The 20,995-nt window shown below is 58.6% G+C and carries 20 protein-coding genes; 14 read left to right on the forward strand and 6 right to left on the reverse strand.

Annotation, left to right across the window (positions count from 1 at the left end):
* Nucleotides 1-75 precede the first annotated feature (75 nt).
* Nucleotides 76-531 (reverse strand): DciA family protein, encoded by a 456-nt coding sequence (locus GIW69_RS01845; RefSeq protein WP_236480444.1) that lies wholly within the window; start codon nucleotides 529-531, stop codon nucleotides 76-78.
* Between the two features lie 307 nt (nucleotides 532-838).
* Here GIW69_RS01845 and secA point away from each other — a divergent pair, with 307 nt between their 5' ends.
* The 4 genes from secA (at nucleotide 839) to GIW69_RS01865 (ending at nucleotide 6,671) form a co-directional block, all read left to right on the forward strand.
* Complete coding sequence (gene secA / locus GIW69_RS01850) at nucleotides 839-3,577, forward strand: preprotein translocase subunit SecA (RefSeq protein ID WP_236480445.1); 2,739 nt, start codon at nucleotides 839-841, stop codon at nucleotides 3,575-3,577.
* Nucleotides 3,578-3,698: 121 nt separating this feature from the next.
* The gene (gene argJ / locus GIW69_RS01855; protein WP_236480446.1) at nucleotides 3,699-4,916 is read left to right on the forward strand and encodes a bifunctional glutamate N-acetyltransferase/amino-acid acetyltransferase ArgJ; all 1,218 of its coding nucleotides are present in this window, start codon (nucleotides 3,699-3,701) and stop codon (nucleotides 4,914-4,916) included.
* A 181-nt stretch (nucleotides 4,917-5,097) separates the two neighbouring features.
* Complete coding sequence (locus GIW69_RS01860) at nucleotides 5,098-5,730, forward strand: glutathione S-transferase family protein (protein ID WP_236480447.1); 633 nt, start codon at nucleotides 5,098-5,100, stop codon at nucleotides 5,728-5,730.
* Complete coding sequence (locus GIW69_RS01865; RefSeq protein ID WP_236480448.1) at nucleotides 5,727-6,671, forward strand: Nudix family hydrolase; 945 nt, start codon at nucleotides 5,727-5,729, stop codon at nucleotides 6,669-6,671. Before GIW69_RS01860 ends, GIW69_RS01865 begins: the two co-directional genes overlap by 4 nt.
* 136 nt (nucleotides 6,672-6,807) lie before the next feature.
* Here GIW69_RS01865 and GIW69_RS01870 read toward each other — a convergent pair whose 3' ends face one another.
* From GIW69_RS01870 to GIW69_RS01880, 3 genes are read right to left on the reverse strand one after another with little or no spacing between them, the layout of a single operon-like run.
* Entirely contained in the window at nucleotides 6,808-7,383 is a 576-nt protein-coding gene (locus tag GIW69_RS01870; RefSeq protein ID WP_236480449.1) for a cob(I)yrinic acid a,c-diamide adenosyltransferase, read from the reverse strand.
* 3 nt (nucleotides 7,384-7,386) lie between these two features.
* Entirely contained in the window at nucleotides 7,387-9,423 is a 2,037-nt protein-coding gene (locus GIW69_RS01875) for a HAMP domain-containing sensor histidine kinase (protein WP_236480450.1), read from the reverse strand.
* 45 nt (nucleotides 9,424-9,468) lie between these two features.
* On the reverse strand, nucleotides 9,469-10,386 hold the full coding sequence (locus GIW69_RS01880) for a putative 2-dehydropantoate 2-reductase (RefSeq protein WP_236480451.1): 918 nt from the start codon (nucleotides 10,384-10,386) through the stop codon (nucleotides 9,469-9,471).
* Between the two features lie 140 nt (nucleotides 10,387-10,526).
* On the opposite strand from GIW69_RS01880, the gene GIW69_RS01885 reads away from it, so the two are divergent.
* Together GIW69_RS01885 and GIW69_RS01890 are read left to right on the forward strand one after the other, a co-directional pair.
* Nucleotides 10,527-11,012 carry a YajQ family cyclic di-GMP-binding protein gene (locus GIW69_RS01885; RefSeq protein ID WP_236480452.1) on the forward strand — a complete coding sequence of 162 codons (486 nt, stop codon included), beginning with the start codon at nucleotides 10,527-10,529 and terminating at the stop codon, nucleotides 11,010-11,012.
* A gap of 186 nt (nucleotides 11,013-11,198) precedes the next feature.
* Complete coding sequence (locus GIW69_RS01890) at nucleotides 11,199-12,041, forward strand: mechanosensitive ion channel family protein (RefSeq protein WP_236480453.1); 843 nt, start codon at nucleotides 11,199-11,201, stop codon at nucleotides 12,039-12,041.
* Nucleotides 12,042-12,287: 246 nt separating this feature from the next.
* Here the strand turns inward: GIW69_RS01890 and GIW69_RS01895 are convergent, their stop codons facing one another.
* Complete coding sequence (locus GIW69_RS01895) at nucleotides 12,288-13,586, reverse strand: OprD family porin (protein ID WP_236480454.1); 1,299 nt, start codon at nucleotides 13,584-13,586, stop codon at nucleotides 12,288-12,290.
* 895 nt (nucleotides 13,587-14,481) lie between these two features.
* Between GIW69_RS01895 and GIW69_RS01900 the strand changes: the two genes are divergently transcribed.
* Together GIW69_RS01900 and GIW69_RS01905 are read left to right on the forward strand one after the other, a co-directional pair.
* Nucleotides 14,482-14,907, forward strand: a complete 426-nt coding sequence (locus GIW69_RS01900) for an HIT domain-containing protein (protein WP_236480455.1) — start codon at nucleotides 14,482-14,484, stop codon at nucleotides 14,905-14,907.
* 3 nt (nucleotides 14,908-14,910) lie between these two features.
* The gene (locus GIW69_RS01905; RefSeq protein ID WP_046062631.1) at nucleotides 14,911-15,117 is read left to right on the forward strand and encodes a SlyX family protein; all 207 of its coding nucleotides are present in this window, start codon (nucleotides 14,911-14,913) and stop codon (nucleotides 15,115-15,117) included.
* Nucleotides 15,118-15,194: 77 nt separating this feature from the next.
* On the opposite strand, the gene GIW69_RS26290 is transcribed toward GIW69_RS01905, so the two are convergent.
* Nucleotides 15,195-15,797: a cold-shock protein gene (locus GIW69_RS26290; RefSeq protein WP_496570884.1), complete on the reverse strand. Its 603-nt coding sequence runs from the start codon at nucleotides 15,795-15,797 to the stop codon at nucleotides 15,195-15,197.
* 308 nt (nucleotides 15,798-16,105) lie between these two features.
* On the opposite strand from GIW69_RS26290, the gene GIW69_RS01915 reads away from it, so the two are divergent.
* The 6 genes from GIW69_RS01915 (at nucleotide 16,106) to ruvC (ending at nucleotide 20,919) form a co-directional block, all read left to right on the forward strand.
* Nucleotides 16,106-16,576 (forward strand): Dps family protein, encoded by a 471-nt coding sequence (locus GIW69_RS01915; RefSeq protein WP_236480456.1) that lies wholly within the window; start codon nucleotides 16,106-16,108, stop codon nucleotides 16,574-16,576.
* A gap of 211 nt (nucleotides 16,577-16,787) precedes the next feature.
* Nucleotides 16,788-17,135: a ribbon-helix-helix domain-containing protein gene (locus tag GIW69_RS01920; protein WP_236480457.1), complete on the forward strand. Its 348-nt coding sequence runs from the start codon at nucleotides 16,788-16,790 to the stop codon at nucleotides 17,133-17,135.
* 113 nt (nucleotides 17,136-17,248) lie between these two features.
* A complete protein-coding gene (locus tag GIW69_RS01925) occupies nucleotides 17,249-17,470 on the forward strand; it encodes an FmdB family zinc ribbon protein (protein ID WP_236480458.1) in 222 nt (73 codons plus the stop codon).
* 111 nt (nucleotides 17,471-17,581) lie between these two features.
* Nucleotides 17,582-19,357 carry an aspartate--tRNA ligase gene (gene aspS, locus GIW69_RS01930; RefSeq protein WP_236480459.1) on the forward strand — a complete coding sequence of 592 codons (1,776 nt, stop codon included), beginning with the start codon at nucleotides 17,582-17,584 and terminating at the stop codon, nucleotides 19,355-19,357.
* 133 nt (nucleotides 19,358-19,490) lie between these two features.
* Nucleotides 19,491-20,237 (forward strand): YebC/PmpR family DNA-binding transcriptional regulator, encoded by a 747-nt coding sequence (locus GIW69_RS01935; protein WP_236480460.1) that lies wholly within the window; start codon nucleotides 19,491-19,493, stop codon nucleotides 20,235-20,237.
* Between the two features lie 157 nt (nucleotides 20,238-20,394).
* Nucleotides 20,395-20,919, forward strand: coding sequence for a crossover junction endodeoxyribonuclease RuvC (gene ruvC, locus GIW69_RS01940; protein WP_236480461.1), 525 nt, complete (start codon nucleotides 20,395-20,397; stop codon nucleotides 20,917-20,919).
* The last annotated feature ends 76 nt before the right edge of the window (nucleotides 20,920-20,995 follow it).

Raw genomic sequence — 20,995 nt, forward strand, 5'->3', positions numbered from 1 at the left:
CGTCCTGGCAATCAACATCGTTGTTGGCTAGTACATTGCTTACGCGAGCAGGCTCGCTCCCATATTGGATTTGCGTCAGGTTTTGGCTTTGGCGTGCGCCGCCAGTCGCTCCAGTGCCGCGCGCAATCCCGGATCACTGATGCCATCGGCCGTTGACTGAATCGTCGCCGCCGCATCCGTCGATAAATCCATCGTATGTCCGGCCGCGCCCTGCTGGACGGTCGGCGGCTGCACCTTGAACAGAATCCGCGTCAGGCTGGCGAACTCGTCGAACATCTGCAATTGCCGTTGCAGGCGTTTCTGCTGATAACGCAGGCGCGTGGCCCAATGGCCGTCGGTGACGATCAGCAACAGACTGCCTTCTCGCCATGACGCCACGTGGCAATGCGCGCGGGCGGCGGGTTGCAGTTGGCTTTCGAGCAGGCGCTGCAAATGGCCGAGTCGTTGGGCGTGGCCGAGTATGGCTTTCAGCGGTTTGGCTTCGCGAAGCAGGACGGCGGGTGCTCTGGCCGTGAGAGGGCGGAATGCCATGATCGAACACCTGAAGTTACAGAGGCGCCATGGTAGCAGAAAGCGCCCATCGCACCGGCCCATTGCTTTTGTCCCCGCTTTGCCCATTAAATCAACGACTAACTTCTGCCCCTGATCGCTTGAAGTTGAACAAAACGCCCCTATTTAAAGTAAGCCCCGTCAAAGCGCAGTGCCAGCATCGTGGAATATCCCCACTTTCCTCACCACCGTTTCCGGGTAGAATGCTCGTTCGCATGCGGCCATGAGGGCTGCACGGGCGACTCACGGGGCCGCCCTCCATCCCTTTAGTGTGGAAGATCCTGCCGATATGTTTGCGCCTTTGTTAAAGAAACTTTTTGGAAGCAAGAACGAGCGTGAAGTCAAGCGCATGCTCAAGACGGTGCAGTTCGTCAATGCCTTCGAAGAGCAAATGGTGGCCCTTTCGGACGATCAGTTGCGCGCCAAGACCAATGAGTTCAAGGAGCGCATCGCCAAAGGGGAATCCCTCGACAAGCTGCTGCCCGAAGCCTTTGCGGTCGCTCGCGAAGCCGGCAAGCGCGTCATGGGCATGCGCCACTTCGATGTTCAGCTGATCGGCGGCATGACCTTGCATGAAGGCATGATTGCCGAAATGCGTACCGGTGAAGGCAAGACCCTGGTGGCAACGCTGGGCGTTTACCTCAACGCGTTGTCCGGCAAGGGCGTGCACGTTGTGACCGTGAACGATTACCTGGCCCGCCGGGACGCCAACTGGATGCGTCCGCTCTATGAATTCCTCGGCCTGACCGTCGGCGTCGTGACGCCGTTCCAGCCGCCGGAAGAGAAGCGCGCCGCCTACGCCGCTGACATCACCTACGGCACCAACAACGAATTCGGTTTCGACTACCTGCGCGACAACATGGCGTTCAGCATGGAAGAAAAATTCCAGCGCGAACTCAACTTTGCCGTGATCGACGAAGTCGACTCCATCCTTATCGACGAAGCCCGTACCCCGCTGATCATTTCCGGTCAGGCCGAGGACAGTTCCAAGCTGTACATGGAGATCAACAAACTGATCCCTCAGCTGGAACTGCACGTTGAAGAAGTCGAAGGCGAAGTCACCAAGGCTGGCCACTACACTGTTGACGAGAAGACCCGTCAGGTCGAACTCAACGAAGCCGGCCACCAGTTCATCGAAGAAATGCTCACCGGCGTCGGCTTGCTGGCCGAAGGCGAGAGCCTGTACTCGGCGCATAACCTGGGCCTGCTGACCCACGTTTACGCCGGTCTGCGTGCGCACAAGTTGTTCCATCGCAACGTTGAATACATCGTGCAGGACGGGCAGGTTGTCCTGGTCGACGAACACACCGGTCGTACCATGCCTGGCCGTCGTTTGTCCGAAGGCCTGCACCAGGCCATCGAAGCCAAGGAAAACCTGAACATTCAGGCCGAGAGCCAGACCCTGGCCTCGACCACGTTCCAAAACTACTTCCGTCTGTACAACAAGCTGTCCGGCATGACCGGTACCGCCGACACCGAAGCGTTCGAATTCCACCAGATCTACGGCCTGCAGGTCATGGTCATTCCGCCGAACAAGCCGCTGGCGCGTAAAGACTACAACGATCTGGTGTTCCTCACCGCCGAGGAGAAATACGCCGCGATCATCAACGACATCAAGGAGTCGATCGCCGCCGGTCGTCCTGTGCTCGTGGGTACCGCGACCATCGAGACGTCCGAGCACGTGTCGGACCTGCTGAACAAGGAAGGCATCGAGCACAAGGTGCTCAACGCCAAGTTCCACGAAAAAGAAGCCGAAATCATTGCGCAGGCCGGTCGTCCGGGCGCGCTGACCATTGCCACCAACATGGCCGGTCGCGGTACCGACATTCTGTTGGGCGGTAACTGGGAAGTGGAAGTCGCTTCGCTGGAAAACCCGACTCCTGAGCAGATCGCGCAGATCAAGGCCGACTGGCAGAAGCGTCACCAGCAAGTGCTGGAGTCCGGCGGCTTGCAGGTGATCGCGTCCGAGCGTCATGAATCGCGCCGTATCGACAATCAGTTGCGTGGCCGTGCCGGCCGTCAGGGCGATGCCGGTTCGAGCCGCTTCTACCTGTCGCTGGAAGACAGCCTGATGCGCATCTTCGCGTCCGACCGCGTGAAGAATTTCATGAAGGCTTTGGGCATGCAGTCCGGTGAAGCGATCGAGCACCGCATGGTGACCAATGCCATCGAGAAAGCGCAGCGCAAGGTTGAAGGCCGCAACTTCGACATTCGCAAGCAACTGCTCGAGTTCGATGACGTCAACAACGAACAGCGTAAAGTGATCTATCACATGCGTAACACGTTGCTGGCCGCCGACAACATCGGTGAAACCATCGCCGACTTCCGTCAGGACGTGCTCAACGCCACCGTCAGCGCACACATTCCGCCGCAGTCGTTGCCTGAGCAGTGGGATGTCGCCGGTCTGGAAGCGGCGTTGCAGAGCGACTTCGGTGTGGCGTTGCCGATCCAGCAGTGGCTGGACGAAGACGATCACCTGTACGAAGAAACCCTGCGTGAAAAGCTCATGACCGAGCTGATGGCCGCGTACAACGATAAAGAAGACCAGGCCGGTGCCGAAGCACTGCGCTCCTTTGAGAAGCAAATCGTTCTGCGCGTGCTGGACGACCTGTGGAAAGACCACTTGTCGACCATGGATCACCTGCGTCACGGCATTCACCTTCGCGGTTATGCACAGAAGAACCCGAAGCAGGAATACAAGCGCGAGTCGTTCACCCTGTTTTCCGAGTTGCTCGATTCGATCAAGCGCGATTCGATTCGTGTGTTGTCGCACGTTCAGGTTCGCCGCGAAGATCCGGAAGCCGAAGAACAGCGCCTGCGTCAGGAAGCCGAAGCACTGGCCGCTCGCATGCAGTTCGAACACGCCGAGGCGCCTGGCCTCGAAGCGCAGCCTGAGCAGATCGGTGAAGAGGTTGATGTGGCCCTCGCCGCCGCGCCGGTTCGCAACGAGCAGAAGCTGGGCCGCAACGAACTGTGCTACTGCGGTTCGGGCAAGAAATTCAAGCATTGCCACGGGCAGATCCAGTAAAACCCGCTTCAATTGCTGAAATACCCGCGCCGCGACCGGCTCATGCCGTCGCGGCGTTTTGCCATTTAAACCACCGTGCCCGCGTGGACGGTGCTGACCTCATTAAATAAGGAGCGCATTCATGGCTGTTGGTCTTGGTCCTTTGCCAACGTTGCACCCGGTTGCCGGTTTTGAACTCGGTATCGCCTCGGCCGGCATCAAGCGCCCGGGGCGTAAAGATGTCGTTGTGATGCGTTGCGCCGAAGGTTCGACCGTCGCTGGCGTGTTCACGTTGAACGCGTTTTGCGCGGCGCCGGTTATCCTGGCCAGGAAACGCGTGCAAGGCCCGGTGCGTTATCTGCTGACCAACACCGGCAATGCCAACGCCGGCACCGGCGAGCCAGGCCTCGCGGCTGCCGAGCGCACCTGCGCCAAACTGGCCGAACTGACCGGCGTCGACGCCAGCCTCGTGCTGCCGTATTCCACTGGCGTGATCGGCGAACCGCTGCCGGTCGAGAAAATCGAAGGCGCGCTGCAAGCGGCGCTGGACGACCTCTCGGAAAACAACTGGGAAGCCGCCGCCACCGGCATCATGACCACCGACACCTTGCCAAAGGGCGCCAGCCGCCAGTTCCAGCATGACGGCGTGACCATCACCGTCACCGGCATCAGCAAAGGCGCGGGCATGATCCGTCCGAACATGGCAACCATGCTTGGCTACATCGCCACAGACGCCAAAGTCTCCCGCGACGTGCTGCACAATTTGATACTGGACGGCGCCAACAAGTCGTTCAACCGCATCACCATCGATGGCGACACTTCGACCAACGACTGCTGCATGCTGATCGCCACCGGCAAGGCTGCCTTGCCGGAAATCACCCAGGCTGAGGGCGAACTGTTCGCCAAGCTCAAACAAGCGGTGTTTGAAGTGTGCATGGACGTGGCCCAGGCCATCGTGCGTGACGGCGAAGGCGCGACCAAATTCGTCACCGTTGAAGTCAATGGTGGCGTCAATCACCAGGAATGCCTGGACGTCGGTTACACCGTGGCGCACTCGCCGCTGATCAAGACCGCGCTGTTTGCGTCCGACCCGAACTGGGGCCGCATCCTTGCAGCCGTTGGCCGTGCCGGCGTGCCGGATCTGGACGTGAGCAAGATCGACGTGTTCCTTGGCGAAGTCTGCATCGCCAGCCGTGGCGCCCGCGCCGCGACCTACACCGAAGCCCAGGGCTCGGCGGTCATGCAGCAGGAAGAGATCACCATCCGTATCGAGCTGGGTCGCGGCGATTGCAGCGAAACCATCTGGACCACGGATCTGTCGCATGAGTACGTAAAAATCAACGCCGAGTACCGTACTTGATTTAAGTCCGGGACCGAGTCGCCGCCATCGCCAGCAGGCCGGCTCCTACAGTGGATTTTCAGCGAACACGATATCGTGCATGACAGAAAACCTTGTAGGAGCCAGCCAGCCTGCTGGCGAAGATGTCGGCTCAGACACTGACATCCCTTGGGTTACCACTGACGAAAAGGCGCCACACACCATGTCCTTGCACCTGATCATTGGCGACAAACTGCTTTCTTCCTGGTCTCTGCGCGGTGCTCTGGCCCTCGAACTGACCGGCGCGCCGTACAGCGAAGAACTGATCAAACTCGGCAAGCCTGATACCCGCGAGCGAATGCTCAAGCATTCGGCGACCGGCAAAGTGCCGTTGTTGAAGACTGAGCACGGCACTATCGCTGATTCCCTGGCCATTGCCGAATACCTCGCCGAACAATTCCCTTCAGCCGCGCTGTGGCCCAAAGACCCGGCGGCCCGCGCCCAGGCACGTTCCGCGTGTGCGCAAATGCACGCCGGTTTCTTCGCCATGCGCAACCACATGCCGTTCGACCTGGGCCGCAACGCGCCGCTCAACCCGGTGCCGCCGGAAGTGAAAGTCGACATCGAGCGCATGCTCGCGCTGTGGGCCGAATGTCGTGCCGCGGCAAAAGAGCAAGGGCCCTACCTGTTTGGCAGCGTGTCCTTGGCGGATGCTTTTTTCGCACCGATTGCCGTGCGTTTGCGTACCTATCAGGTATCGCTGCCGCCCGCCGATGAAGCTTATGTTGAAACCGTCTACCAATGGCCGGCCTTCAAGGCCTGGCAGAAGGCTGGACTGGAGGAGTTGCAAAAGTGAAACGCGTACACGTCGCCGCTGCCGTCATCCGTGATCCCAGCGGCAAGATCCTGATCGCTCGCCGTGCCGACAGTCAGCATCAGGGCGGCTTGTGGGAATTTCCCGGTGGCAAGGTCGAGGCCGACGAGTCGGTGCAAACCGCGCTCGCCCGTGAGCTGCACGAAGAACTGGGCATCGTCGTCGGTGCTGCGCGACCGCTGATCAAGGTTCACCACGATTACCCGGACAAGCAGGTGTTGCTCGACGTTTGGGAGGTTTCGAGCTTCACCGGCGAACCTCACGGCGCCGAAGGTCAGCCTTTGGCCTGGGTGAGCGAGCGGGATCTGGCGAGCTATGAGTTTCCGGCGGCCAATCAGCCGATTGTGGCGGCGGCGCGTTTGCCCGCCGAGTACCTGATTACTCCGGAAGACCTGGAAACCCCGGCCTTGCTGCGCGGTATCCAGAAGTCGATCGCCAATGGCACCCGACTGATCCAGCTGCGTGCGCCCAACGGCTATGACCCCAAATACCGTGACCTCGCGGTGGATGCGGCCGGGTTGTGCGCCGGCAAGGCGCAGTTGATGCTCAAGGGACCGTTCGAATGGCTGGGGGATTTCCCGTCCGCCGGTTGGCACATCACGTCCGCGCAGCTGCGCAAATACGCGGCCAAGGGTCGTCCATTACCGGCCGAGCGCTGGCTGGCTGCGTCCTGCCATAACGCCGAAGAGCTGGCGCTGGCTGAGCAGATGGGCGTGGATTTTGTGACGCTGTCGCCGGTGCAGACGACGCTGACGCATCCGGATGCGGTGCCGTTGGGTTGGGAACAGGCTTCGACGTTGATTGAAGGGTTCAGCAAACCGGTGTTTCTGCTGGGCGGTGTTGGCCCCGCGGAGCGGGAAAAGGCCTGGGCGGCCGGGGCTCAGGGTGTGGCGGGGATTCGGGCGTTCTGGCCTGAGGCTTGATTTGCATAGATGCTGCCGGCCCTATCGCTGGCAAGCCAGCTCCCACAGGGTTTTCGTCGTTCGAAGATGACATGTACACCCTTAAAGCGGTGGGAGCTGGCTTGCCAGCGATGGCGGCAGATCAATCAATACACATCTACGGTTTCGCTGCGGGCTGCCACAAAATCTCCGCAATCCCTTGCCGCCGCGCAATCAACCGCGCCGCCACAAACAGCAAATCCGACAACCGATTGATGTACGCCAGGCCAACTCCGGCCAGTGGCTCAAGCGCATTCAAATGCTGGCAGCGCCGCTCCGCGCTGCGCGCCAGACTGCGGCAAACATGAGCCTGGGCAATCAACATCGAGCCGCCCGGCAAGATGAAATTCTCCAGCGGCCCCAACTCTTCGTTCCACACATCAATCGCCGCTTCGAGTCGTTCGATTTCAGCGTCGTTCAGCGCCCGATATTCCGGCATTGCCAATTCACCGCCCAGATCGAACAGCCGGTGCTGACAGGGCGCCAACACTTCAATCAGCTCATTCAATCCCGGAAAGATTTCTTGCTCGGCCATCAACCCGGCCAGCAATACACCGACCTGACTGTTCAGCGTATCGACCTCGCCGATGGCCTCGATGCGCGGGTGATCCTTGGGCACGCGGCGGCCATCGCCCAGGCCGGTTTCGCCCTTGTCACCGGTGCGGGTGTAAATCTTCGACAGGCGAAAGCCCATGGGTTACCTCGGCAGTTGATTGGTTTCAAAAGCAACGGATGGCGCGGCCGTCAGTGGCAGGCGCAGGGTGAAGCACGTGCCTTGCCCCGGCGCCGACTGCACCTCCATTTGCCCTTTGTGGTTGTTGGTGATGATGAAATACGACACCGATAACCCGAGCCCGGTGCCCTGGCCGATTTCCTTGGTGGTGAAGAACGGCTCGAAAGTGCGCTTGCGCACGCTCTCGCTCATGCCGATGCCGTTGTCCTCCACCTGAATTTCGGCCCATGGCGGGTTGAGCCGGGTACGGAGAATGATGCGCCCCGGTTCACGGTCGTCCTCACGCTGATGAATCGCCTGCGCGGCGTTTTTCAACAGGTTGAGCAGCACTTGTTCGAGTTCGTTGGCAGTGCCCGGTACCGGACCGAGCGCCGGGTCGAACTGGCGAATGATGGCCTGCCCCTTGAAGTCGAAACCGATGGTCAGGTCAAAGTCGTTGCTTGCGATCTCCACGGCTTGATCGATCAGCGCCGGCAGGTCGCACGGCGCCATTTGCCGGGTGCTGCGGCGGCTGAAACTGAGCATATGGGTGACGATTTTCGCCGCCCGCGCACCGGCCTGCTGAATGCCGTCGAGCAGTTGCGGCACTTCTCGTGAGGTCAGGTATCGATTGACGGTGTCCAGCCCGATACCCAGTTGCTCGGCCTGTTCGAGGTTTTTCGGCAAGTCGGGTGACAAGCGGCGGCGGATGTTCTGCACGTTGTGCAGGATTGCCCCCAACGGGTTGTTGATCTCGTGCGCCATGCCCGCCGCGAGGCCGCCGACCGAGAGCATTTTTTCCGACTGCACCATCATTTCCTCCAGCGACAGGCGCTGGGTGATGTCATCGATGCGGATCACCACGCCACGCCCGGCGCCGCCCGTCAGCGGGTAAAACGTCAGGGCGTAGTGCCTGGGCTCTTCGTCCTTGAACCACGTCACGCGCTCTACTTTAGCGACGGTGTGCTGCTCGACGGTGTTCTTGATCTGCGGCAGGAACGGCTTCAACGGTTCGAAGGCGAGGAAGATCGGCTGGTTCAGCGCTTCATCCAGGCGCGTGCCGGAAAGCGCGCTGGCCTCCTGGTTCCATTGGGTGACGTAGAGTTGCTCGTCGAGAGCGATCAGCGCCGACGGCATCGAGTCGATGATGCTGTTGAGGTAGTTCTGAAAGCCGGTGAGCTTCTTCTCGATCTTGCTGCGCACCTGAACTTCAAGTTCCAGTTTCCGGTTGGTGTGGCGGGTTTCTTCCGCGAGCCCTTGCGCCTGATCGTAAGCCGACTGCGAATCGTCACGAGCGCGTTTGAGCTGCTGCTCTCGGGCTTCGATACGCGACAGCATGGTATTGAACGCTTCGGCGAGGCTGCCGATTTCGTCGTGGTTGCCGCGAGAGGCGCGCAAGGCGTAGTTCTCTTCGCGGGTGACCTGACGCGACAGTTCTTCGAGTTGATGGATCGGCCGGGTGATCAGGCGTTTGATCTGCCGGGCAATCACCAGCCATAGCAGCACACTGAAAATCAGGATGCCCAGACTGGCGGTGAGCGTGCCGGTGTAGAACGCCATCGGCAATTCGCTGCTGGCGACCAATAGCAGATGCCCGGCGGGGCTGCCGGGGCGGGGCAGGGTGATCAACTGGTTACTGCGAAATTCAGTCAATTGCCAGGCTTCGATATGACGGTAATGCTCCGGCAGCTTCAGTTTGTCGCCGTGCTGCAACTGGGCGAGCCGTTCGCCCTTGCCGTCATAAAGCGCGGCGGCACGCAGCGGGGAATAACTGTTGAGTTCCTTAAGCAGGCGTTCGGCGCTTTGTGGCGACTGCAAGGCTTCGGTGACCAGGCTTGGGTTGGACACCAGCCGGCCGATGGTCTGCAAGGCCTGGGGAGCCATGCTTTCCTGGGAAATGTAATAGGCGGCGCTGATAAAGGTCAGGTTGGCCACCAGCAATACGGTGGTCAACAACACCAGCAGGGCGGCCAGCAATTTCTGACCGACTGGCAGGTTTTCGAGGCGCTGGCGCAATGGCATCAGGTTTATCGCAGCAAAGGAACAAGTCGCCAGCGTAGCCGCTGCTCAGTCGCTGGGCAATCCAAGGCTGTGCAGGCGGGCGATCAGGCGCTGCTGCAATTGATGGAGATGCGGCAGGATCAATTGATGCCGCGCAGCGACTGTGCAGGCGTGGCCCAGCAGGTAGCTGATTTCCGTGCGACGACCGTTGTTCACGTCCTGGTACATAGATGAGTAGTTGGCGGCGGTGGCCTGGATTACCCGCTCGACTTCCTGATGCAGGTTTTGCGCTGCCGCTGGTTGCCCGCAACGCTCAAGCAGTTGCGTGAGTTCACCGCACAGGGTCGCGACTTCGCAATGGTGTTGCTGCAAGCCGCCGTTGCGGCAGTCGTGCAGCACCGTTAGCGGATTGATCGCGCAGTTGAGTGCGAGTTTGCGCCATAGCCGCGTGAGGATGTCGGTGCTCCATTCGTAGGGGATTTTCGCGGCGTCAAGATCGTCCAGCCAGATCGGCGCAACCGGGTGACCCACATCGCCCAGCCACGTGTAGCCATGGCCGGCGAACACCACGCGCCAGTCGCCATCACGGAATGCGCCTTCAGTGCTCGAAGCGCTGATGCAACGGGCCTGTGGCACTCGGGCGGCGACGGCGTCCTGACTGCCGAGGCCGTTTTGTAGAAGGATCAATTCGGCATCCGGCGTCAGGCGCGGGGCGAGACGGGCGACCGCGTTTTCGGCGTCGTAGGCTTTGCAGGCGACCAGCAGGCGCTGGATCGGCTCGCAACTTTCCGGCGTTTGCGCTGCCACAGCGTAGGTGCTGGCCACGCCGTGTTCCACCAGGGTCAAACCGCCAGCGGCTTGGTAGCTGTGCAAGCGCTCAGTGTCACGCAGGATCAGCCGCACCGGTAATCCGGCGCGGGCCAGCCGGGTGGCCCACAACGTGCCGAGGCTGCCGGCGCCGAGAATATGCCAAGGGGTGGACATCAGTTTTTCTCTCGATAGGATGCAGCCATGCAAGGCTCGCCGTGTCGTCAGGAAAAGACCCGTTATAATGAGCCCGATTTTAACCGCAAGCCAAGCGCGCGCCTTCCTCAATGAGCGCGCCTTTTTATTGGAGACATGACATGCCGTCGTTCGACGTGGTATCCGAACTGGACAAACACGAACTCACCAACGCGGTCGAGAACGCCGTGAAGGAACTCGATCGTCGCTATGACCTGAAAGGCAAGGGCAGCTTCGAGTTCAAGGAAAAAGACCTGACCGTAAGTCTGACCGCTGAAGCTGGATTCCAGCTGGAAGCGATGATCGAGATCCTCAAGCTGGCCCTGGTCAAGCGCAAGATTGATGTGCAATGCCTGGAAGTCAAAGACGCCTACGCCTCAGGCAAGCTGATGAAGCAGGACGCCATCCTCAAGGAAGGCATCGACAAGGAGCTGGCGAAGAAAATCGTCGCTCACATCAAGGATGCCAAGCTCAAGGTGCAGGCCGCCATTCAGGGCGAGCAGGTGCGGGTGACCGGCAAGAAGCGTGACGACCTGCAAGAAGCCATTGCGGCCCTGCGTGCCAAGGAATTCGGCATGCCATTGCAGTTCAACAACTTCCGCGACTGAGATTCCCTGCGGGAACCCTGTGGGGGCGAGCCTGCTCGCGAAGAAGGCGTGTCAATGGCATCACTGTTCAATGACATACCGCCTTCGCGAGCAGGCTCGCTTCCACCCTTCGATTTTGTTTACCGGGCGAATTTTTGCCGCTGAATTTTTTACAGGCCCGGTTCGCCGGACATCAGGAGATGAACAATGGACTTGAATGCTGAAGTGGATCACCTGGTCAAGGCGTCCCAGGCGTGGATCCCGATGATCATGGAATACGGCAGCCGCGTGTTGCTGGCCGTCATCACTCTCGCCATCGGCTGGTGGTTGATCAACAAGGTCACGCAAAAGCTTGGTGGCCTGCTGGCGCTGCGCAATGCCGACCTGGCGCTGCAAGGTTTCATCAGCAGCCTGGCGAACATCATTCTCAAGGTGCTGCTGATCGTCAGCGTGGCATCGATGATCGGCGTCGAAACGACTTCGTTTGTTGCGGCAATCGGTGCGGCCGGTCTGGCGATCGGTCTGGCATTGCAAGGCAGTCTGGCGAACTTCGCCGGTGGTGTGCTGATTTTGCTGTTCCGTCCGTTCCGCATCGGTGACTGGATCGAAGCGCAAGGTGTATCGGGTACTGTCGACAGCATCCAGATTTTCCACACCGTGCTGCGTACCGGCGACAACAAGACCATCATCGTGCCTAACGGCAATCTGTCGAACGGCATCATCACCAACACCAACCGTCAGCCAACCCGCAAGGTAGTGTTTGATGTCGGTGTGGATTACGAAGCCGATCTGCAAAAGGCCCGTGAGGTGCTGCTGGATCTGGCCAAGGATGAGCGTGTTCTGCAGGATCCGGCGCCACAAGCGGTCATTTCTACGCTGGGCGACAGTTCGATCACCGTTTCCCTGCGTGTATGGGTCAAAACTGCTGACTACTGGGACTTGATGTTCATGTTTAACGAGCAATCCCGTGATCGTTTAAAAGCAGCCGGCATTGATATTCCGTTTCCGCAACGGGTTATTCGTGTAGTTCAGGAGCCGGCGGCGCAGTAACTTCGCTGTGATTGCTGGCTTCGAAGTCAGATAAGTTGATGTATTAACCCAAGAGCTGTTCGCACTCTTGGGTTTTTTACGGCCTCTGGAAATGTTTGCTAGCTAATAGATAGTCAACTAATGTTGTTCGTTTTCATTGGAATGTTGAAGATCAAAACATGTCCATAAAAAAACCGCTCACCTGAATCAGGTGAGCGGTTTTTTATTAGAGCAATGCTCCAGACTTCGACCGTTTTACATCCTGGATTACAGGATGCTCAGCGGATACTCAACGATGATACGTACGTCGTTGTTGTCTGCAGTGTAGTCGGCGTTGTAAGCATTGTTCGCACGATAGATCGCGCTACGCAGACGGAAAGACAGATCCTTGGCTGGACCTTCTTGCAGAACGTACTTGGTTTCGAAGTTGAACTCGTGCTCCTTGCCTTCGGTATCGGCGGAGGTGGTGATGTTGTCACCGTACACGTAACGCGTCATGAAGCTCAGGCCAGGAACGCCATAGTTTTTCATGTTCAGGTCGTAGCGAGCCTGCCACGAGCGTTCGTCTTGACCGATGAAGTCGGAGATCTGGATGGAGTTGGCTACGAAAATCGTGCCGTTGCCGTCCACGCCGTACAGGTAGTTGGTGTCGCCGGTCGAACGCTGGTGGGCGATCGTGAATTTGTGAGCGCCAATGCTGTAAGCGGCTGCAAGGCTCCACAGTTTGTTGTCAAGGTTGCCGTAAAGCGCCTGGCCCTGATCCTTGGTGCGATAGCCGTTGAAGTCGATGTTCAGCGACTGATCGTCATTGATCGGGAAGGTGTAGTTGGCATTGATGTACTGCTTCTTGAAGTAGTCATCAACGTCGGACGCAGCGACACCGGCAACGAAGTTGTCAGTGAACTGATAGGTCGCGCCAGCGATGTTGGCGCTGGTCAGGCCTGGCGTCGACTTGCCGTTGATGCTGTCCTTGCCCATGCCGGTTTGCGAGCTCAGCGCGGTGAAGCGACCGGCGCTCAGTTCCAGGCCTTTGATTTCCTTGCTGGTGATCACGGTGCCTTCAGCGACTTCTGGCAGCAGACGGCTGTCATCGGTAGCGAATACAGGGCTGGCAACGAATTGACGACCGTATTTCAGAGTGGTGTCGGAAAGACGGAACTTGATGGCTGCGCCGCTTTTGCCCTGAGCGTCTTCTGGCTCATTATCGCCGTTGCGTGCGAACAAGCCGTTGCCGGAACGACCTTCGCCGCCATCGAGTTTGGCACTGCCCATTACCATGGCATCGAGGCCGACACCGATAGTGCCTTGAGTGAAGCCCGACTCGTAAGTCAGCAGTTGGCTGATGCCGGTATCCTGGCGATAGCCGCTTTTGAAACTGCCGTCATCGCGTTCAATGTTGCCGGCGCCGTTACGGAAGTCGCGGTTCATGTATTGCAGACGGGTTTTCAGAGTCAGACTCTGATCTTCCACGAAACCTTTAGCGTCGTCCTGAGAGGACGCGATTGCGAACTGCGAGGTGCCTGCTGCAACAGCCAGGGCGATCATGCTCCACTTCATCACGCGCATCGTGATTTGCTCCTTTGGTTTTTAGAAGAGTACTGCCGTCCCACCTGTTTTTTTATCTGGGCGGCTCTTTCTTTTTGTGTCGGCGCAAACTTATATCACGCTGACCATGTTGGCGATACTTGCACATACAACCTTTCAGCTTCTTTACGACCCTGTCGCAAATGGCTCGGTGAATGTCGCAAACTCACAGTTCCGATGCAGCCGGTTTGACAACTTCAACGCTGTTTTCCAGGCTTTATGCATCAGTAAAAAAGAGTCCCTGGCAAAACACTTGAATCTCCGTCGGGCAATCCTGCCACTGTTATTATGGGGCTTAAGGCATCCACATCCAGTGGTGCGCTTACAGCCCATATGGGTATCAATGCAACAAGCGTGCTCAAATCGTAAAGCGTTTGTGAAAATTTTGTCGAAGGCCTGAGTTCTTCCGTAAAAAGCTTATAAACGTTGGGGCTCAGGCACTCCCCACACCGGGGTTGACGCCTTTCTTCCTATGGTGTTGCCCCACTGGGTTACTCCGCGCGACAACACAAAACGTTACCGGTTCACCCCAAGAGTGAGTATTCGGCGGATGCTGACGCAGTGAGCGTAGACGCACTGGGCGGTTTTGGTGCAAAAAAAAATCCGGATTTGCTGAATCCGTAGCGCTCGCTTACGCGCAAACCTCGGGCGGAAAAGGGCTTTTTGGTCACTTTGCACGCGTTCCCGTGAGCGTCGGGTGTCGCGACGGTGCGTTTTTTTCAAAAATGTCACATAACGGTGCGCGGGCAGGGTGCGGTGCGCTGTTCGATGTGAACGCTGCTGCAATCGCAGGTATGCTGCCGTCCTGTCGCTTGGCGCGCCTGCCTCAAGGGAGGCCGCTAAGCTGAATGTTAAAGATCTGCCGGGGGTACGCGCCGTGTTTGCTTTAGATCCACAGCTTGAAAAGGACACATTGACGATCGGTGACTTCCCGCTCAGTCGGTTGTTGCTGTCCAACGACGCCAACTACCCGTGGTTCATCCTGGTACCTCGTCGTGAGGCTATCAGCGAGTTGTTTCAGTTGGATGTCACCGATCAGCAGCAACTGTGGAACGAAACCACGGCGCTGGCCGAGTTGCTCAAGGATTTGTTCGAGGCGGACAAAATGAACGTCGCCACGTTGGGCAACGTTGTCAGTCAGTTACACATGCATGTCATCGTTCGTAAGCGCGATGACGCCGCATGGCCCGCGCCAGTCTGGGGTAAGCACCCGGCGCGCCCTTACACGGCGGAACAGGTGACGGCGATTCGTGAGCGCCTGCGCCCGGTGATGATTGATCACTTCACTTTTCTGGAGGACTAAGTCATGAATCTGGAAGATCGCGTCACCGATCTGGAAAGCCGACTGGCATTTCAGGATGACACCATTCAGGCGTTGAACGACGTGCTGGTCGCGCAGCAACGGGTCGTCGAGCGGTTACAGTTGCAGATGGCCGCGCTGCTAAAGCGCCAGGAAGAAATGGTCGGCCAGTTCGAGTCGTTCGAAGAGGAAGCGCCGCCGCCACACTATTGATGGCCCATGCTGCTCTGTAACGACGGACATAAAAAAACCGCGACCAGCCAGGCTGGTCGCGGTTTTTTTGCTTTGGATCAGCGACGCGGCAAAGCGGCGATGACGTCCTCGGCTTGCAGGCCTTTGTCACGGTTCATCACCGAGAACTCGACGCGCTGGCCTTCGACCAGAACGCGATGGCCTTCGCCACGAATGGCGCGAAAGTGCACGAAGATATCATCGCCGGAATCCCGGGAGATAAAACCGAAGCCTTTGGAGGTGTTAAACCACTTCACCGTGCCAGTATCGCGATTGGTCATGTCGTAGTTGGTGGCGGCGGCAGCGGGTGACGACTTATAGAAGCAGATGGCCAGATGAAGGGCGACGGCAACCAGAGCGATTGCCAGGCTGAACAGCACCGCTGGCTGGCCGGCAATTTCCGGCATCGGTGCGATCAGGGTCAAGGTTTGCAGGACGACGGTCAGCACCAGCAGGGCGCTCACCAGATTTTGCAGATGCTGACGGGTGCCTTTGTTCCAGTACGGAATGACCGGAGCGATCAGCAGGTTCAGCAGGCCGAAAAAGGCCAGGTACAGAGCATCGGGTTGTTGCAGGTAAGGAACGGCTTCGGATTGCAGGCTAGGTATGAAGGACAGCAGCAAAGCTGCTGCGCCCATTAGCAGGTGGACGATTTTCAACATTTTGATTGGCTCACGTTATGACGGCTCACAAGGAAGAGCTGAAGGCGCACGGTTCGCTTCGAAATAAAAAGAGGCGTTGGACACGTACACAGACATCAGCCTATGCGCAACGCCCGAAAAATGGGGCATAGCGACACACTGCCTATTTAACAGCAAAGCCTGCGGGTACTCAAATCAGGACGGCCAACGGCGCCGTATCGGTCGATTTGTCGCAGTTCTTGTTCCTATCCGGGGCTGCGGCATCCCGGCAGCCTTGCTAGAGTGGGTCTGCACCTGTTGGATGAATCCAATCGCCTTTAGGGGGACACATGGCAATCGATATCGGTATCAGTGAAGAAGATCGCAAGTCCATCGTCGACGGTTTGTCGCGTCTGCTATCGGACACCTACGTGCTGTATCTGAAAACCCACAACTTCCACTGGAACGTGACGGGGCCGATGTTCCGTACGTTGCACCTGATGTTTGAAGAGCAATACAACGAACTGGCCCTGGCCGTGGACTCGATTGCCGAGCGTATTCGCGCTCTGGGATTCCCGGCGCCGGGCGCCTATGCAACCTACGCGCGGCTTTCCTCTATAAAAGAAGAGGAGGGCGTGCCGAGTGCCGAGGACATGATCCGCCAACTGGTCGCCGGCCAGGAAGCCGTCACCCGAACCGCGCGCGGGATCTTTCCTCTGTTGGATAAAGTCAGCGACGAACCCACCGCAGACTTGCTGACCCAGCGCATGCAGGTACACGAGAAAACGGCCTGGATGCTGCGGGCCTTGCTGGAAGCTTGAAGCCCAGTCCGGGCTGCATTCGTGCGTTTGTTTTCTCCAGAGTCCGCACCTCGCAGCCTGACTGCGTTGCGCGGACTCTTACCTGCATCGTTGGCTTATCCTACGCCGACGGTCAATAAGTCGTCTGGATATAACTTTGCGCCTGCGCTTTTATGGGGACACAGGATGTGGCCTTCATAACGAGCAGAGATGACAAAGGAGTGTCAACGATATGGTGGGTGAAGACAGGCGAAACGACAGGATTGTCGGCTCGCATCAGGACAAAACCGTCGATCCGGTTCTTGGCCGGTTCGACATGGCCTTGATTCGGCCGCTGTCGCGGTCGATCCGGTTGAACGGTTTTGCAACGTGCATGCGGCTGGAGCAGGTTTACTGGGACATTCTCGGCAACATCGCCGAGGACAATTGTTGTTCCATCGGGACGCTTTTGTCCCACGTGGATCGCGAAGTGCACTTGCGCCACGGCGGGGTTAAGAATTTCAGCGGGCTGGTGCGTGTGGTCTGCGTGACGCACGGCCTCAGGAAATCGCCGACGACGGTGCCGCTCCTCGGTGAGTAAGGATGCGGCCTGTGCTGTCTTCCGGCTGCACAGGCCGCATTTAATGGATATAATCCCGCTCTTTCGCCGCACAGCCCTGCACGCGGTAGCAATCCGAACGCCGAGATCGCCCCATGCCGATGTACGATTACCAATGTGCTTCCTGCAGTCATCAACTGGAAGCCATTCAAAGGATCAGCGATGCACCGCTGGTCGATTGCCCGGCCTGTCAGGCGCCGGCGCTGAAAAAGATGTTGTCCATGCCTGGCTTCCGCCTCAGCGGCAGCGGCTGGTACGAAACCGATTTCAAGACCGGCGCGAAGAAGAATCTGGCCGGTGGCGACAAATCTGACTAGGGTTCAGGCCCAAGTCGCACGACACGCGCGAGTTTCCGGTTGCCGCATATCTGCTTGAATGCGACGGGATCTCCACCGAATTTTCGAATTACGAGAAGTGAATACACGACCATGATGCGCAGCCATTATTGCGGCCAGTTGAACGAAAGCCTGGAAGGCCAGGAAATTACCCTTTGCGGATGGGTTCACCGTCGCCGCGACCACGGCGGGGTGATTTTCCTCGATATCCGTGATCGTGATGGTCTGGCTCAGGTCGTGTTCGATCCGGATCGCGCCGAAAGCTTTGCAGCCGCCGATCGCGTGCGTAGCGAATACGTCGTGAAAATCACTGGCAAGGTTCGCCTGCGTCCGGCCGGTGCCACCAACGCCAATATGGCGTCGGGCATGATCGAAGTGCTGGGCTACGAACTGGAAGTGTTGAACGAGTCGGAAACCCCGCCGTTCCCGCTGAACGAGTTCTCCGACGTCGGCGAAGAAACCCGTCTGCGCTACCGCTTCCTGGATCTGCGTCGTCCGGAAATGGCCGAAAAGCTGCGTCTGCGTTCGCGCATGACCACCAGCATCCGTCGCTTCCTCGACGAGAACGGCTTCCTCGACGTCGAAACGCCAATCCTGACCCGTGCCACCCCTGAAGGTGCGCGTGACTATCTGGTGCCTAGCCGCACTCACGCAGGCTCGTTCTTTGCCTTGCCGCAGTCGCCACAACTGTTCAAACAACTGCTGATGGTGGCCGGTTTCGACCGTTACTACCAAATCGCAAAGTGCTTCCGTGACGAAGACCTGCGGGCCGACCGTCAGCCGGAATTCACCCAGATCGACATCGAGACCAGTTTCCTCGATGAAAAAGAGATCATGGGCCTGACCGAGCAAATGATCCGCAACCTGTTCAAGGAAGTGCTGGATCTGGAATTCGGCGAATTCCCGCACATGACTTTTGAAGAAGCCATGCGCCGCTACGGTTCCGACAAGCCGGATCTGCGTATTCCGCTGGAACTGGTTGATGTTGCCGACCAGCTCAAGGAAGTCGACTTCAAGGTATTCAGCGGCCCGGCCAACGACCCGAAATGCCGTATCGCCGCACTGCGCGTTCCAGGCGGGGCGAGCATGCCGCGCAAGCAGATCGACGACTACACCAAGTTCGTCGGCATCTACGGTGCCAAGGGCCTGGCGTACATCAAGGTCAACGAGCGCGCTGCCGGTGTTGAAGGTCTGCAGTCGCCGATCGTCAAGAACATCCCGCTGGACAACCTCAATGCCATCCTTGATCGCGTTGGCGCAGTGGATGGCGACATCGTGTTCTTCGGCGCCGACAAGGCCAAGATCGTCAGCGAAGCCCTGGGCGCGCTGCGCATCAAGCTGGGTCATGACCTGAACCTGCTGACCTGCAAGTGGGCGCCAATGTGGGTCGTTGACTTCCCGATGTTCGAAGAAAATGACGACGGCAGCTTCTCTGCGCTGCACCACCCGTTCACCGCGCCGAAGTGCTCGCCAGAAGAGCTGGAAGCCAACCCGGCCGGCGCTCTGTCCCGTGCCTACGACATGGTGCTCAACGGCACTGAGCTGGGTGGCGGTTCGATCCGTATCCACCGCAAGGAAATGCAGCAAGCGGTCTTCCGTCTGCTGGGCATCAACGAAGCGGAACAGGAAGAGAAATTCGGCTTCCTGCTCGACGCCCTGAAGTACGGCGCACCGCCGCACGGTGGTCTGGCGTTCGGTCTTGACCGTCTGGTGATGCTCATGACTGGCGCCCAGTCGATCCGTGAAGTAATCGCCTTCCCGAAAACCCAGAGTGCTGCCGACGTGATGACGCAGGCGCCGGGTGTCGTGGACGCCAAGGCCTTGCGCGAGCTGCACATTCGTTTGCGCGAAACGCCAAAGGCTGAGTAAGACGGGCCTGAAGGCGCATCTTCGGATGCGCCTTTTTTCTATCTGAAAGGTAGAAAGCAGGTCGCGATTTTTTTGTTTGCCGGCCGCTGCAAAAGCAGGGCGGGCAATGTTTCAAGAGAATACGGAGCGAGTTATGGCAGGTCATTCCAAGTGGGCGAACATCAAGCACCGCAAAGAACGTCAGGATGCCAAGAGAGGCAAGATCTTCACCAAGTGGATCCGTGAACTGACCGTTGCGGCCCGTGCCGGCGGCGGCGATCCGGGTTCCAACCCGCGTTTGCGTCTGGCCCTGGACAAGGCGCTGGGTGCGAACATGAGTCGCGACATCATTGATCGCGCGGTCGCTCGCGGCGCCGGTGCCACCGAAGCCGACAACGTTGAAGAGCTGACCTATGAAGGCTACGGCCCGGGCGGCGTGGCGGTGATGGTCGAGTGCATGACCGACAACCGCAACCGCACCGCGGCGGCCGTGCGCCATGCGTTCAGCAAGTGCGGTGGCAATTTGGGCACCGACGGTTCAGTCGCGTATCTGTTCGAGCGCAAGGGTCAGATCAGCTTCGCACCGGGCGTCGATGAAGATGCGCTGACCGAAGCGGCGCTGGAAGCCGATGCCGATGACGTGGTCGTTCACGAAGACGGCTCGATCGACGTGTTCACCTCGTTCTCCAGTTTCTACGCCGTGCGTACCGCGCTGGAAGCTGCCGGGTTCAAGGGTGACGACGCGGAAATCGTCATGCAACCGACCACCAGTGCCGAACTGGATCTGGAAGGCGCGGAGAAAGTGCTCAAGCTGATCGACATGCTTGAAGATCTGGACGACGTGCAGAACGTCTATTCCAACGCGGACATCCCCGAAGACGTGGCCGCCCAGCTGGGTTGAAAGGGGCTAGTCTCCAGTGTGGGAGCTGGCTTGCCAGCGATGGCGTCGGCGCATCAAACGATGATGGCGCCTGACACACCGTCATCGCTGGCAAGCCAGCTCCCACATTTGTTTTTTGTTGTATCGATTTTTTGCTCTTACCTGATTTGCAGGCGTTATGACTCTAATTCTTGGTATCGACCCCGGTTCGCGCATCACCGGTTATGGCATTGTTCGCGATACCGGGCGTGGTTGTGTCTACGTGGCTTCGGGCTGTATCCGTACCGGTAGCGGCGAATTGCATGAGCGTCTGCAAATCGTTTATCGCGGCGTGCGGGAAATCATTCAGACCTATGGCCCTATCACGATGGGCATCGAAAAAGTGTTCATGGCGAAAAACGCCGATTCGGCGCTGAAGCTGGGGCAGGCGCGGGGTGCTGCGATTGTCGCTGGCGCCGAAGAAAGCCTGGAAATCGCCGAATACACCGCGACCCAGGTGAAACAGGCCGTGGTCGGCACCGGCGCGGCCAACAAAGAACAGGTGCAGATGATGGTCATGCACATGCTCAAACTGACCAGCAAGCCGCAAATCGATGCGTCCGACGCCTTGGCCATCGCCATTTGTCATGCACATACCCGTTCCAGCCTGCTTCCTCATGGTCTGGGAACCGCACGCAGTCGTGGCGGGCGCCTGCGTCTCTGATAGCATCTGCAGTCAAATGTGCGCGATGCGGGTTTTGCGCCTGAACTGTCGGCCCGAAATTCCCATTCCAACCGTC

It is taken from the genome of Pseudomonas syringae (assembly GCF_021605415.1).
In the GTDB taxonomy this organism is placed as follows: Bacteria; Pseudomonadota; Gammaproteobacteria; order Pseudomonadales; family Pseudomonadaceae; genus Aquipseudomonas; species Aquipseudomonas syringae_S.

Coding starts and splice junctions, on each gene's coding strand:
- GIW69_RS01860 (WP_236480447.1), top strand. CDS start 5,098: ATGTCCTTGCACCTGATCATTGGCGACAAACTGCTTTCTTCCTGGTCT.
- GIW69_RS01890 (WP_236480453.1), top strand. CDS start 11,199: ATGGACTTGAATGCTGAAGTGGATCACCTGGTCAAGGCGTCCCAGGCG.
- GIW69_RS01885 (WP_236480452.1), top strand. CDS start 10,527: ATGCCGTCGTTCGACGTGGTATCCGAACTGGACAAACACGAACTCACC.
- ruvC (WP_236480461.1), top strand. CDS start 20,395: ATGACTCTAATTCTTGGTATCGACCCCGGTTCGCGCATCACCGGTTAT.
- GIW69_RS01925 (WP_236480458.1), top strand. CDS start 17,249: ATGCCGATGTACGATTACCAATGTGCTTCCTGCAGTCATCAACTGGAA.
- GIW69_RS01870 (WP_236480449.1), bottom strand. CDS start 7,383: ATGGGCTTTCGCCTGTCGAAGATTTACACCCGCACCGGTGACAAGGGC.
- GIW69_RS26290 (WP_496570884.1), bottom strand. CDS start 15,797: ATGTTGAAAATCGTCCACCTGCTAATGGGCGCAGCAGCTTTGCTGCTG.
- GIW69_RS01905 (WP_046062631.1), top strand. CDS start 14,911: ATGAATCTGGAAGATCGCGTCACCGATCTGGAAAGCCGACTGGCATTT.
- GIW69_RS01845 (WP_236480444.1), bottom strand. CDS start 531: ATGGCATTCCGCCCTCTCACGGCCAGAGCACCCGCCGTCCTGCTTCGC.
- GIW69_RS01935 (WP_236480460.1), top strand. CDS start 19,491: ATGGCAGGTCATTCCAAGTGGGCGAACATCAAGCACCGCAAAGAACGT.
- secA (WP_236480445.1), top strand. CDS start 839: ATGTTTGCGCCTTTGTTAAAGAAACTTTTTGGAAGCAAGAACGAGCGT.
- aspS (WP_236480459.1), top strand. CDS start 17,582: ATGATGCGCAGCCATTATTGCGGCCAGTTGAACGAAAGCCTGGAAGGC.
- GIW69_RS01875 (WP_236480450.1), bottom strand. CDS start 9,423: ATGCCATTGCGCCAGCGCCTCGAAAACCTGCCAGTCGGTCAGAAATTG.
- argJ (WP_236480446.1), top strand. CDS start 3,699: ATGGCTGTTGGTCTTGGTCCTTTGCCAACGTTGCACCCGGTTGCCGGT.
- GIW69_RS01920 (WP_236480457.1), top strand. CDS start 16,788: ATGGTGGGTGAAGACAGGCGAAACGACAGGATTGTCGGCTCGCATCAG.
- GIW69_RS01880 (WP_236480451.1), bottom strand. CDS start 10,386: ATGTCCACCCCTTGGCATATTCTCGGCGCCGGCAGCCTCGGCACGTTG.
- GIW69_RS01895 (WP_236480454.1), bottom strand. CDS start 13,586: ATGCGCGTGATGAAGTGGAGCATGATCGCCCTGGCTGTTGCAGCAGGC.
- GIW69_RS01915 (WP_236480456.1), top strand. CDS start 16,106: ATGGCAATCGATATCGGTATCAGTGAAGAAGATCGCAAGTCCATCGTC.